A 13,690-nucleotide genomic window follows, 5' to 3' on the forward strand; every position below is an offset into this window, starting at 1 on the left:
TTATGGACAAGAGAAAATGCTTATTACTGGGTGATTATACTCATCCCCGGTTTCATCCTTTACAGGGTGTAGACAAACAAATCAGTGTGATCTTGAATGATCTGATGACCGTACAGTGCTCGGAGAATAAAAAGCTGCTCCTAGGGGAGCATTTGAGCGGATATGATCTATGTATTGCATATAATGAACTATGGAACGAGACCGTTTCTCCACAGCAGACTGCAGGCTTGCTATCTTATGTAAGCGGCGGTGGAGGCCTCATTGTACTTCATACGGGAGTTTCGCTTGCCAAGCGTTATGAATTGGCTCAATTAATTGGCGGTAGATTTACAGGTCATCCTCCATATGGCCCGTTGAATTTTCGAATTCTTGAGCATGATATAACAGAGGGAATACAAAACTTTCAGTTGGATGAGGAGCCATATCGGTTCGAATTCGATCCATTTACTGAAAAAAAGCTGCTGCTTGAATATGAAGTGGATGGAGAATGGCTTCCGGCGGCATGGTGCCACAGTTACGGCCTTGGAAGAGTTGTCTATCTAATGCCGGGGCATCACGAACCTTCGTTTCATAACGAAGCCGTACGCGAGTTGATTTATAAGTCAGCCAAGTGGGCTGCCCGAATTCCGAGATAAGAAGCTGATTGGCTAAAAGAGTGACAGGATTTTGGAAATTTTCAGCTAGTGGGGTATACTTTAACCATTAACTCCGGTTCTCATCTAACGGAATCTTTGGGAGGAAAAGTGCCATGAGTGATTTGTTTAAAAAAGCGATCTCTTTAGGAGTGGGCCTCACCATTGTCAGCAAGGAAAAAGTGGAAAAAGCCGTGGAAGATCTGGTTAAGCGCGGAGAACTTGCTCCGTCAGAGTCGAAAGCACTGATTGCCCGTTTGGTTGAGCGCGGAGATGAAGAACGAGGGATGTTCAAATCGGCCGTTCAAGAGCAGGTTCAGCGTGTGCTTAAGGAATTAAAAGTTCCGGTTCAAAGTGATATGGCAGCACTTGAATTACGTATTGCCGTATTGGAGAGCCGTTTGGCCGAACTGGAGGGAGTTTCCCAATCGGAGGGAACACTGCCGGAAACGCGTACCGACTAAATGGCGGTCCGTATAAGATATGCCGGACGTTACCGGACCATTGCCATGGCGCTTATGCGTCATGGCTTCGGCTATATGGTGGAGGAGCTTGGTTTGAATCACCTTTTATCGCTTCCGCGCCGTTTGGTGACGCAGGAGGCCTATGAAGGAGTAACGCTCGGAGAGCGGATTCGCAGGGTGTTGGAGGATTTGGGGCCGACGTTTATCAAGTTAGGTCAGCTTGCCAGTACCCGCTCAGACATGCTTCCCGATTCCATCATTCATGAACTAGTAAAACTTCAGGATAATGTGCCTCCCTTTTCAGCGGGCACCGTACGCGATATTGTGGAACAGGAGCTTGACCTGCCCCTGGATGAAATATTTCATTCCTTTGAGAATGTACCTCTTGCAGCCGCCTCAATCGGTCAGGTACATCGTGCTGTACTGTTAAACGGACAAACCGTGGCTGTGAAGGTCCAACGTCCGGGTGTTTTACGGATGATGAGCCGTGATTTGGAGATTCTTAAGGATCTAACCGCTCTTGCGGAGAGAAGGTTAGACTGGGCGAAGCAATACGGGCTATCCCGAATGACAGAAGAGTTCTCCAGATCGCTAATCGCGGAGCTGGATTACAGCCACGAAGGACGGAATGCAGAGAAGATCGCGCTGCAACTGGCAGACCATCCAGACGTTTATATACCGGAAATACATTGGGATTATACCTCCGCCCGTGTTCTGACGATGGAGTATGTAGAGGGAATTACGCTTAACCGTCGCCAGGAAATGATGGATAAGGGAGTGAATCTGCAGAAGCTTGCGGAGCAGCTAGTGGAGATTATGCTGAAGCAAATCTTTATAGACGGGTTCTTTCATGCGGATCCCCATCCGGGTAATGTGATGTTAATGGAAGACAGCAGATTGGCCTTAATTGACTTTGGTATGGTCGGAAGACTTAGCGAAGAGATGAAGGATCATCTGGCCGGGCTGATTATCGCGCTCATGCGAAAGAATACGGATGCTATGGTAAGATCTATTATGCGCCTGGGGATACTGGACGAGGAAGCAGACCGGGTGGCCCTTCATGACGATATGGATATGCTCCGGGAGGAGTATTATGATGTTCCCTTCAGCAGGGTAAGCATCGGTAAAGTGCTGAATGATCTGTTCAGAATTGCGCGCAGGCACCATCTGGTCATTCCCCCGGATTTGGCAATGCTGGGTAAAACCATGCTGACGCTGGAAGGTGTGGTCAGCAATCTCGACCCTTCCTTCAGCATTATCCAGATGGCGGAGCCGTTTGGAAGGCAACTCTTGAAGCAGCGCTTCAGCAGCCATCGTTTGCAGCGCAAGCTGTGGGGAGGGGTGGCAGAGCTGGCTGAGAGTCTGGTGGAGTTACCCGGACAGGCCAGACAGCTTACTTCGCTGATCAGTAAAGGCAAGCTGAAAGTAGAGGTAGGCATGCCGGAGCTGCAAAGTTTGCAGCGCAAGTTTGACCGAATCGGCAACCGCTTGTCCTTCAGTATAGTATTGCTTGCTTTCAGCATTATCATGGTGGGTCTGATTATCGGCTCATCACTGCGGGGAGAGCCCTCCCTGCTGTGGGATTTCCCTACTGTAGAAATCGGCTCGGTCGTGGCACTGCTGATGTTTGTTTGGCTGCTGTTCTCCATTTTTAAATCGGGGAGATTTTAGAAGGCGGCGGCAGTGTGATAAATATTCTTTCAGGCGATGCACACAAAAGGCGTTCTATAAAGTACAATGGAAGTGATGCTTTCAGAGGAACGGCCTTTACTTCTTATTGATCAATTGCACTTGTATGTGCGAATTCTCCGTACAGGGATAAAATGGGACGGAAGAACTCGGTGGTGAGTTTCTTCCGCTTTTGTTTGAATATAAGGTATGCCATTGTTCTTGGAATGAGCCTTTTCTAAAGGGCTGAAAGTGTAGGAATAGATTTAAAACCAATTTTCAGGAAAAAAGTGAGGTGGAGAAATTGCCGAGTTTTAAAGAATTAGGAGTTTCGGAAGTATTAAATACACTGCTGCAGGGTCAAGGGATTGTGAAACCTACGCCTGTACAGGAAGAAGCGATTCCGCCATTGGTTCAGGGCCTCGATGTTATTGCCCGGGCGAAGACTGGAACAGGGAAGACGCTGGCTTTTTTGCTCCCGATTATGGACAAGATCCAGGTCGAACGTGCATTTCCACAAGCATTGATCTTGGCCCCGACACGCGAGCTGGCACTTCAGATTACTGAAGAAGCACGCAAGCTAGCCCGTCATACGGGTGTTAAAATCTTGGCTGTTTACGGTGGACAAGATGTCGAGAAGCAGCTGCGTAAGCTGGAAGGCGGCCGACATCTTATTATTGGAACGCCGGGACGTCTGCTAGATCATATGCGTCGCGGCACACTCGATTTGAACGGTGTCAAAATGCTCGTTCTGGATGAGGCAGATCAAATGCTGCATATGGGTTTCCTTGAGGATGTAGAGACAATTATTACGGCGGTTCCATATCGCCGGCAGACGATGCTGTTCTCTGCTACGATGCCTGATCCGGTCAAACGTCTGGCTGCCAACTATATGAAGGAACCACTGGATATCGTTATTAAGAGCGGTTCCCCGATTCCGCTTGATAATATCCGTCAGCAGGTCGTGGAATGCTCGGATCGTAATAAGGAAGAAGCATTGAAGCAGTTAATTGAACGGGATCGACCGTACTTGGCTATTATTTTTTGCCGGACGAAGCGCCGGGTATCCAAGCTGAACGAAGCCATGCAAGCTGCGGGCTATGACTGTGATGAGCTGCACGGTGATTTATCGCAAGGTAAGCGCGAAGCCGTAATGAAGCGATTCCGGGATGCGAAGCTCCAATTGCTCGTAGCAACGGATGTAGCTGCGCGTGGTCTTGACGTAGAAGGCATAACACATATATTTAACTACGATATGCCGCTTGACGGAGATAGCTACATTCACCGTATTGGCCGGACAGGCCGTGCGGGAGGCAAAGGACTTGCAATTACCTTTGCTTCACCGCGTGAAAGTCAAGGTCTGGAGATGATTGAACATGCCATTTCGCAGCGTCTGGATCGTCGACGTTACGAGAAGGATGAATTCGGCATAGGTGAATTCACGGCTATCCAGACGGGCGGACGCCAGCTCGGTAAACGTCAAGGCGGAACTCCTGAAGCGGCACGGACAGGTCATGGGCCTAAGACGGGCGGACGCGGTCAAGGGCGCAGCGGCGGAGCTCCGCGGGCGGAAGGTTCATCCCGCCGTGAAAGCGGCGGCCGGGGTCGCGGCAGAGAAGCAGACGCAGGTAGAGGCAGCGCCCGCAGCGGATATAGCGCAGGTCCTTCCAAAGGCAGAAGCGAAGAAAGTGCACCAGCCAAGACAAGAGTTGGCGGCGGTTATGGAACTTTTGCAAGAGGAGAAAACCAACCTCCGGCAAGCAGTTCAGCCGGAGCAAGAGGCGGCAGTCCTCGTGGTGACTTCCGAGGCGCTTCCAAGGGTAATCCGAGCAGCGGCTATAGCACTAATGTAGCTAGAGGCGGAGAAAGCGGTTATAGTGTAGGCGCATCAAAGGGCAGCGGTTCAGGGAGCGGTTATAATCCCGGAGGATCTAAAGGCAGCCCTAAATATAGAGCAAACTTGCCTCGCGGTGAAGCTGACGGCTACAGCGCCGGTGCTTCAAAAGGCGGAAGTCCAAGAAGCGGCGGCTATAGCACGGGTAGATCTAACTCAGGAGGATCCGCTTCTGGAGGATCCAGAGGGGGTCAAGGCGGCTTCGGTTCAGGAAGTCGCAGTGGCGGATTTGGCTCTGGTAGCCGCAGCGGCGGTAGCGGCGGCGGTGCTCCATCACGCGGTGGACGCGGCAATGGTCCTGGCCGTACAGGCGGCCGGGGTAAGTAAAGGCGTAACCAATTTATAGAGGTATCTTATTACCATAGGCATTCGTTAGCATTTTGCTAATAGCCTATGGTAATAATTGTTTTATGGGAAAGTGAAACCTTTAGGAGCAAAAGCTTGTCTAGTAGATAAATAGAGCTTTGATATGTAAGAGGAGTGTGGCCAGTTATGTCCAAAAAATTGTGGATTATTATCCTATTTATAGTTGTAATTGTTGCAGGTTGGGGTATTGGGAAGTATACAACCCCGTCCCCGTCTGCTTCTCAGACAGATGGAACTGAGATCTCCCAGCAGCCTGATCTTCAGGGGCAGCCCGCTGAATCTGAGCCATCAGCAGTTGTAGGGGATGCTGACAATAGCCCAGATCCAACCGAAGGTTCTGCCTCAGGAAATACCAATGTGGACGGTGAAAATGCGGCATCACCCTCTCCGTCACCAACTGTTGAGAATGAGGACGAGGATGTAGCACCGGAGCCGACGGATACTCCCGTCACTTCCCGGCCTACAACCAAACCGACGGATACTCCCGCCACTTCCCGGCCCACGGCCAAACCGACAGATGCCGCAGAGGGAGGGACGTCCGGCAGTGACAATTCTATAGAAACTGCTGCAGAGCCGGAAAGTCTTGCTGTGCTTGTGAATAAACAGTACAAGCTGCCTAATAATTACAAGCCGAATGATCTTGTATATCCGGATGTTCCTTTTCTGTTCAGTGATAAGATTGAGAAACGGATGATGCGCAAGACTGCAGCTGCGGCGCTAGAGGAGTTATTTGCCGCTGCCCGGAAGGATGGTGTGCATTTGGCCGGTGTGTCTGCATACCGCTCCCAATCCACGCAGACCCGATTGTTCAACAATTACGTGGCGCGTGACGGTGAAGCGAAAGCACGCACATACAGTGCTGTACCGGGGCATAGCGAGCATCAGACCGGACTGGCCATTGATGTCTCTGGAAGTAACGGGAAGTGTGCAGCAGAGAGCTGTTTTGCCGGAACCAAGGAAGCAAACTGGCTGGATAAACATGCAGCAGAGTACGGATATATTATTCGCTTCCCCGAAGGCAAACAATCGATTACCGGCTATAAGTATGAGCCTTGGCACATACGGTATGTAGGGACAGATATCGCCCGTTCGGTTGCGAAGAGGGATATCACACTTGAGGAATACTATGATGCCGTTCCGGTGTCCCGATAGCATATAGTTTAGCAGTCCTGATCCTTGGGGCTGCTTTTTTTAAATATCAGAAAGTATAAGTTTTCAGTATACTTTGCTTATATTTCTACGAGAAACGGATACCGTCCCATTAAGGACGGCAAAGCCGTTTCTTCTTGGCGCTGTCATAGGTTGATTCACTCTTTGCCATCCCGGTTAAGTAGAAGACAACACTAGGGATTCTATAAGGAGGCGACAGATGTGTCTGAACATAATCATGTGGTCAGTAAAGACGGAAGCGTAGCTATGCAGAGGGTGGATGAAGCGTTGGACCGGATTGGCCCGGGGCAGAAAGAAGCGATTCTGGAGCATTTTCATTCCTTTCAGACCTATTTAGGTAAGCGCATACAACTAGCGCAAAAGATTGGACTGAGCGAGGAGCAATTAGCGCTTGCAGCAGAGAAGGTAGCTGATTATCTGGCGAAGCATGAGGAACCTCGAAATAGTGAGGAAAAGCTGCTCCTGGAATTATGGCGGGTCGGCAGCAAGGAAGAACGGCATCAGCTGGCGCATATGTTGGTAAAACTGGCTCAAGAGCTGAAATAATAGGTTGGTAAGGTGAAAATGCCTTCTCTGATTAGCGGAGAGGGCATTTTGTTGTGTATACTAAAGGGATTAAATGGCAAACGCCATACCCTTTCTAATTGGAGAGCTGAGTATGATAAAAAAACTTAGTGTGCTGGATCAATCCCCAGTGTCAGAAGGAAGTACTCCTGCCGAGGCTTTGGTTCAGACCGTCTTATTGGCACAGGAAGCTGAACGTCTGGGTTATCACCGTTTTTGGGTATCTGAGCATCATGCAGCACCTGGTCTGGCCGGGTCTAGTCCTGAGATTCTAATTGCTCATCTTGCAGCAGTCACATCATCCATACGTATCGGCTCCGGCGGGGTACTGCTGACTCATTATAGTGCTTATAAAGTAGCTGAGAATTTCCGGGTTTTGGAGGGGCTCAGTCCCGGGCGGATTGATCTTGGAATCGGCCGTGCTCCAGGCGGAGCCGCACTGGCCACACGTGCACTGCAGGAGAATCAGCTTCGTGATTTAGATCGTTATGAGGAACAAATTCAGGATCTGATTTCCTATTTGTATAACCGGTTCGATCCCGCCCACCGCTTTGCGGGACTCCACGTTACACCTGCTGTACCTACCGCTCCGGAAATTTGGTTGCTTGGTTCAAGCATAGGCAGCTCCTCACTCTCAGCCAAGCTGGGTACAGGCTTTGCCTTTGCTCAATTCATTAATGGTGACGGTGGCAGTGCGGCCGTTAAGGAATATAAGAAAAATTTCCGATCCTCTGAGGTAATAGGAAGTCCGCGCTGTATTGTAGCTGTATTTGTGGTTTGCGCCGAGACCTCGGAGGAAGCGGACAGGCTGGCGTCCAGCATGGATCTTTCCCTTATTTTATTGGAGAAGGGGCATGTATCTACGGGGACACCCACTGTGGAACAGGCGTTGGCTTATAAATACACTCCTTATGACATGTTCCGCATACACGATAACCGCAAGAGGATGGTAGTGGGCTCACCGGAGAGCGTGAGGGAACAGCTTGAAGCGCTCGCAGAGCTGTATCAATGTGAGGAGATCATGATTGCGAATCTGATACATAGCTTTCCAGACAAATTGAAATCACTCCAATTAGTGGCTAAGGCTTGTGGTTTACAATCGTCCGTTAATTTGCTTTCCGATGGGGATAGGTTAAGATAATAAAGTCGTGGACGAATTAAACTCAAGGTGAAAGGAAGGGGGATTATTCATGTCGATTTACAGTTTTGCCGGAGTTACTCCTGCGGGAAAAGAAGTACCGTTTACGGAGTATGAGGGTAAGGTTCTGCTGATTGCCAATACAGCGAGTAAATGTGGACTTACACCACAGTACGGAGATCTTCAGAAGTTGTACGAGCAGTATGAAGACCAGGGACTTGTAGTACTGGGTTTCCCTTGCAATCAGTTTGCCGGTCAAGAGCCGGGTACAAGTGAGGAAGCCGAGGAATTCTGCCAAATTAATTATGGAGTTACGTTTCCCATATTCGCCAAAGTGGATGTGAATGGCCCGGAAGCCAGTCTCCTTTTCGGATATTTGAAGGGCCAGCAACCGGGCTCTGCGGACAGCAGTGATATTCAGTGGAATTTCACCAAGTTCCTTGTGGACCGCGGCGGAAATGTAGTGGCCCGTTTTGAGCCGAAAGAAGCCCCGGAAACGATGAAAGAACGTATTGAGTCTTTGCTGTAGTCACCATTTTGGTTGCTGTAATATAAGTTTGGACCATCCTTTCTTGCAGGCGATAGACCGCTGCTTGAAGGGATGTTTTTGTTTTATAAAATATGAAAGTATAAGTTTCCAGTATGTTAATATTTCTACGAGAAACGGGTGCCATCCCTTAAAGGATGGCGTAGCCGGTTCTTCTTGCTTGAAAATAATGCTTGACGGTTTTCAAAGAACTTGTATCCTTTGAATAGGAAACATTGCATATAGCATTACTGCATAATGTACGGAATGGTCAGGATAATAACGGCAGGAGGTTTTTATACAAGCATGAAGTTAATTACAGAGGTAGCATCGGAAGCGGGTATTGACGAGAGACATCTAGAGCTTTACGGCAAGTATAAAAGTAAGCTCTCACCATCCCTTTGGGAGGATATTAAGGCTAAGCCGGATGGCAAGTTAGTACTGGTTACCGCTATTAACCCTACCCCGGCAGGTGAAGGGAAAACCTTAACGACAATCGGCCTGGCGCAGGCGCTGAATGCTGCCGGAGTTCGAACGGTAGCCGCTTTGCGGGAGCCCTCATTAGGTCCCTGTCTGGGGATGAAGGGCGGAGCTACGGGCGGAGGAAAGTCTCAGATCGTTCCGGCAGATGATATTAATCTGCACTTTACAGGCGATATTCATGCGGTTACGTCCGCACATAATTTATTGTCCGCGATGATCGACAATCATATATTTCAAGGGAATGAATTAGATCTGAATCCGCAGCGAATCGTCTGGAAACGGGTTATGGATATGAATGACCGCAGCCTGCGCAGCATTGTGACAGGACTGGGTGACGGGAACGGCCCCGTCCGCGAGAGCGGCTTCCAGATTACAACGGCTTCCGAGATTATGGCTGTACTGTGTTTATGCAGTGATTTATCCGACTTGAAGAAACGCCTCGGTCGTATGCTTATAGGCTATGACCAACAAGGTCAGCCTGTAACTGCAAAAGCACTGGGAGCGGTAGAAGCGATGACAGCGCTCCTTAAGGAAGCGGTCAAACCCAACCTTGTTCAGACTCTGGAAGGAACACCGGTTATTGTCCACGGTGGGCCATTTGCTAATATTGCTCACGGCTGCAGCAGTATCATCGGTACCCGTTATGCCCTGAAGCTGGGTGAAGTTGTAGTCACTGAGGCTGGATTTGGAGCTGATCTCGGTGCTGAGAAATTCATGGATATCAAATGCCGTCAGGCGGGACTTGCACCTTCAGCAGCGGTGCTTGTCGTCACGGTGAAGTCATTGAAATATAATGGCGGAGTCCCTAAGGAAGAGCTCTATAACGGAAACAGGGTAGCACTTCTCTCGGGATTGTCGAACATGGAGCGGCATATTGAGAACCTCGGTAAATTTGGCGTACCTGTGCTTGTAGCCATTAATCACTTTGAAGGTGACAGTTCTTCGGAAATTAATGAAGTGGTGGTAGCTTGCCGCCGCTTGAATGTGCCTACTGCAGTTTCCAAGGTGTGGGCCGAGGGCGGAGCCGGAGGTCTTGAATTGGCTGAGGAGCTGATAAAACTGCTGAACCGCGAAGATCAACCGAAATTTGCGCCTTTATATGAGGCAAGCTTGGATATTCCAGCCAAAATCAGTAAAATTGTACGCGAAATTTATCATGGAGCGGATGTAGCCTTTTCTCCTGCCGCCAAACGGAGCTTAGCGGTTATCGATCGTCTGGGTCTGCATCATCTTCAGGTATGCATGGCCAAAACACCGTATTCCTTCTCCGACCAACCACGTTTACTTGGGGCGCCGGAGGGCTTTACGATGGGAGTTCGTGACATTACCTTATCGTTGGGTGCCGGATTTGCTGTGGTGATTACCGGTAATATTGTGACCATGCCCGGACTTCCTGCAAGACCGGCCGCAGAGCAGCTTCGGATTGACGATGAGGGCCAGCTTCAGGGACTCGTGTAATTATAATTTCGGTTTAGGGCTTTGCCGTGTTGTATGACGGTAAAGCCCTTTTTGCTATGGATGGATTCTCCAAATGCCTGCTGCTGTATTCAGACATAATGTGCTAACCGCATGGAAAAGATAATAGAGGACTCTTTTAGGGATACTTAAAATTGTGAACAATTTGGGAATATCGAGAAAAAGGCTTGCAATGTGATAAATATCACAATGTAATTTAGTTACAAAGTGAAATTAATCACATACAAATCGAAAAACGTAAATAAAGAGCTTTTCAACTTGGAGGAGGAAGAAATCATGAAAGTAGCAGTCATTGGATGTACCCATGCCGGAACCGCCGCAATTGTTAACACCGCCCAGCTTTACCCAGATGCAGAAATAACCGTATATGAGCGGAACGATAATATATCCTTTCTGTCGTGTGGTATTGCCTTGTACGTAGGCGGAGTTATCAAAGATCCCCAAGGCCTCTTTTATTCTTCACCCGATAAGCTTAGAGAACTTGGTGCAAATGTGAAAATGCGCCATGAGGTCACTGCAGTGGATACGAATCGCAAAACCTTGCGGGCCCGTAATCTAGACAATGGTCAGGAATTTGACGAATCGTATGACAAGCTAATCATGACCACCGGTTCTTGGCCGATTATACCAAAGCTCGAGGGAATGGATTTAGAAGGTATCTTGCTCTCCAAGAACTATTCTCACTCCAACACCATTATTGAAAAAGCTCAGCAGGTGGACAGAATTACCGTTGTAGGTGCCGGATATATCGGTGTCGAGCTGGTAGAAGCTTTTCAAATGAACGGGAAACAGGTAACTTTGATTGATGGAGAAGATCGCATCCTCAGCAAATATCTGGACGAGGAATTTACCGATCCTATTCAAAAGTCACTGGAGAATCACGGAATCAAACTGGCATTAGGTGAAAAGGTTAGCTCTTTTGTGGGGGAAGGCGGAAAGGTAACCAAGGTTGTAACCAGTAAAGGAGAGCATGAGACCGATCTCGTCATTCTCTGCATCGGCTTCCGTCCTAACACAGAGCTCCTAAAGGGTCAGGTGGATATGCTTCCTAATGGTGCAATTATAGTAAATGACTATATGCAGACAAGTATTTCGGATGTTTTTGCGGCCGGTGACAGCTGTGCGATCCACTATAATCCAACAGGCAAGAACGCATATATCCCATTAGCTACGAACGCTGTAAGGATGGGAACATTAGTAGCCCGTAACCTCGTATCCAATCTGATTCCATATATGGGCACGCAGGGAACATCAGGTATCAAAATATACGAGGACAACATTGCAGGCACCGGACTTACCGAAGATGCTGCCAAGGCCGAAGGAATGGATATCGAGAGCGTGATTATTACAGATAACTACCGCCCAGAGTTCATGCCTACTTTCGAGCAGGTTCAGGTAAAAGTGGTATTTGACCGTGAAACCCGCCGGATTCTAGGGGCTCAGATCATGTCGAAAATGGATCTTACCCAATCGATCAACACGGTGTCGGTATGCATTCAGAATAAAATGACCATTGATCAGCTTGCCTTTATCGACTTCTTCTTCCAGCCTCACTATAATAAGCCTTGGAATTTCCTGAATACCGCAGGACTTCAAGCGCTTCCCAAAACAATCGAACGTAAAGAGCCAGTGACTGTTTAATAAAAAAAGGGCTGGTGAACTAACAAACGGCAAACGGCAAGTCTCCTAAGGATTGGGGGCTTGCCGTTTGGCGTTTACACGGATTGAATCAGTAGCGAAGAACCCGCTGTTCTCTAGGATAGCTGTATTTGAGAAGACCCATGCGATTTGACGCATGGGTCTTCTTAAGCTAACATCAAATTTGACATGTCAGTGAAAATTTTCACTTACCTTTTCCAGTAGTGATAATTATCACGTTAATGTGTTTTGACTCGCGTTACAATGGCATAAAGGAACAAATTTAAAGTAAATAGATACAAAAGGAGATAGGAATCATGGCTTATAATAAACCGCAGCAAATTGCTGAAGTCACGGTGGAGAATGGAATTAAAAAAGCGCATAATCCACTGAGCACTGTGCTTATCCTAGGTTTTCTTGGAGGGGCGTTCATCTCGCTCGGATTTCTGCTTGATATTCGTGTAATTGCCAGCGCACCGGCGGCATGGGGATCTTTTGCCGGATTTATCGGCGCCTCGATTTTCCCCTTGGGACTGATCCTAGTATTGCTCGCAGGCGGCGAACTGTTGACAGGAAATATGATGGCTGTGCCTTTAGCATTCATCGCTAGAAAAATTACATTGTGGGAAACTATAAAAAATCTTATTCTAATAACCATTAGCAACTTGGCCGGTGCTCTCTTTGTCGCTTATTTCTTCGGTCATATCGTTGGATTAACCGCTGACGGTGTGTATCTGGACAAATTGGTTGCCATAGCAGAACACAAGCTGGACGATACCTTCCTTCAAGCCTTTATTTCAGGTATCGGCTGTAACTGGCTCGTAGCCCTTGCCGTATGGCTTTCTTACGGAGCAGATAATTTCAGCGGTAAAGTTCTGGGTATTTGGTTTCCGACCATGGCCTTCGTAGCCATCGGCTTCCAGCACGTTGTAGCTAATATGTTCCTTATTCCTGCCGCTATCTTTGAAGGCCACTTTACTTGGTCCCAGTACATGATGAACTTCATTCCGGTTTGGCTAGGCAATCTCGTGGGTGGTGCAGTATTTGTAGGTGCAGCTTATTGGGCAGCGTACCTGCGCAAAGAGCCGTCTGCTGCTCAAACGATGGAGAACAGAGTGGCTGCCGGGGTTAAAAAACACGCATAACAACTATTACAGTCCGATTTTATAAAACATGTAAATAATACAGAAGAGCAGCGATTCACCAGCAGTAACGGGTGAATCGCTGCTCTTCGTTTTTAGTCATTAACTTCAGGAAATTTTCATGACTTTCCATTTACGTCACTGTGCTGGGAACGACTTCGATCTAACTTTGCTTGATGGTTCACCGGGTTTGGGGGCATCTACCCCTTACAGGTAGCCGAATACAGGTTACGAACCAGTCTTTCGGTGAATTAGAGGGAAAAATGCCCTCTATTACTGACCAAAACGCCATAAATTTGAGATTAAAGGGAAAATATCCTCATAATTTTAACCCATACCGCCCCAAGAAGGTATATCCTCAAAATTAGTAGGCGAAATTGCCTCTAATTGCCCAAACGGGGTGTTGGGTGAGGAAATAGAGGGAGAAAACCCCTCTATCACCAGCGTCCATGCTAACCAGCTCCACACAAAGGAGTGTCCCATAAAGCCATGCAATGGCTTATTGGGACACTCCTTTTACGTATGAACA

General features: G+C 48.2%; 11 protein-coding genes. All 11 read left to right on the plus strand.

What is annotated here, in order from left to right:
• The first annotated feature begins 2 nt into the window (after positions 1 to 2).
• On the plus strand, positions 3 to 635 hold the full coding sequence (locus PWYN_RS13500; RefSeq protein WP_036652450.1) for a ThuA domain-containing protein: 633 nt from the start codon (positions 3 to 5) through the stop codon (positions 633 to 635).
• 113 nt (positions 636 to 748) lie between these two features.
• Complete coding sequence (locus PWYN_RS13505; protein WP_036652452.1) at positions 749 to 1,096, plus strand: phasin family protein; 348 nt, start codon at positions 749 to 751, stop codon at positions 1,094 to 1,096.
• Entirely contained in the window at positions 1,097 to 2,767 is a 1,671-nt protein-coding gene (locus tag PWYN_RS13510; RefSeq protein ID WP_036652454.1) for an ABC1 kinase family protein, read from the plus strand.
• Between the two features lie 301 nt (positions 2,768 to 3,068).
• On the plus strand, positions 3,069 to 4,985 hold the full coding sequence (locus PWYN_RS13515) for a DEAD/DEAH box helicase (RefSeq protein ID WP_052088011.1): 1,917 nt from the start codon (positions 3,069 to 3,071) through the stop codon (positions 4,983 to 4,985).
• Between the two features lie 165 nt (positions 4,986 to 5,150).
• Positions 5,151 to 6,176, plus strand: coding sequence for a D-alanyl-D-alanine carboxypeptidase family protein (locus tag PWYN_RS13520; RefSeq protein WP_036652457.1), 1,026 nt, complete (start codon positions 5,151 to 5,153; stop codon positions 6,174 to 6,176).
• 219 nt (positions 6,177 to 6,395) lie between these two features.
• Positions 6,396 to 6,740, plus strand: a complete 345-nt coding sequence (locus tag PWYN_RS13525; RefSeq protein WP_036652459.1) for a DUF3243 domain-containing protein — start codon at positions 6,396 to 6,398, stop codon at positions 6,738 to 6,740.
• 112 nt (positions 6,741 to 6,852) lie between these two features.
• The gene (locus tag PWYN_RS13530; protein WP_052087939.1) at positions 6,853 to 7,899 is read left to right on the plus strand and encodes an LLM class flavin-dependent oxidoreductase; all 1,047 of its coding nucleotides are present in this window, start codon (positions 6,853 to 6,855) and stop codon (positions 7,897 to 7,899) included.
• Positions 7,900 to 7,948: 49 nt separating this feature from the next.
• Positions 7,949 to 8,425 (plus strand): glutathione peroxidase, encoded by a 477-nt coding sequence (locus PWYN_RS13535; protein WP_036652462.1) that lies wholly within the window; start codon positions 7,949 to 7,951, stop codon positions 8,423 to 8,425.
• Between the two features lie 303 nt (positions 8,426 to 8,728).
• Positions 8,729 to 10,363: a formate--tetrahydrofolate ligase gene (locus PWYN_RS13540; protein ID WP_036652464.1), complete on the plus strand. Its 1,635-nt coding sequence runs from the start codon at positions 8,729 to 8,731 to the stop codon at positions 10,361 to 10,363.
• A 294-nt stretch (positions 10,364 to 10,657) separates the two neighbouring features.
• The gene (locus tag PWYN_RS13545) at positions 10,658 to 12,022 is read left to right on the plus strand and encodes an FAD-dependent oxidoreductase (RefSeq protein ID WP_036652466.1); all 1,365 of its coding nucleotides are present in this window, start codon (positions 10,658 to 10,660) and stop codon (positions 12,020 to 12,022) included.
• Between the two features lie 314 nt (positions 12,023 to 12,336).
• Complete coding sequence (locus PWYN_RS13550; RefSeq protein ID WP_036652468.1) at positions 12,337 to 13,164, plus strand: formate/nitrite transporter family protein; 828 nt, start codon at positions 12,337 to 12,339, stop codon at positions 13,162 to 13,164.
• Positions 13,165 to 13,690 lie beyond the last annotated feature (526 nt).

Source organism: Paenibacillus wynnii (assembly GCF_000757885.1).
Taxonomy (GTDB): Bacteria; Bacillota; Bacilli; order Paenibacillales; family Paenibacillaceae; genus Paenibacillus_AQ; species Paenibacillus_AQ wynnii.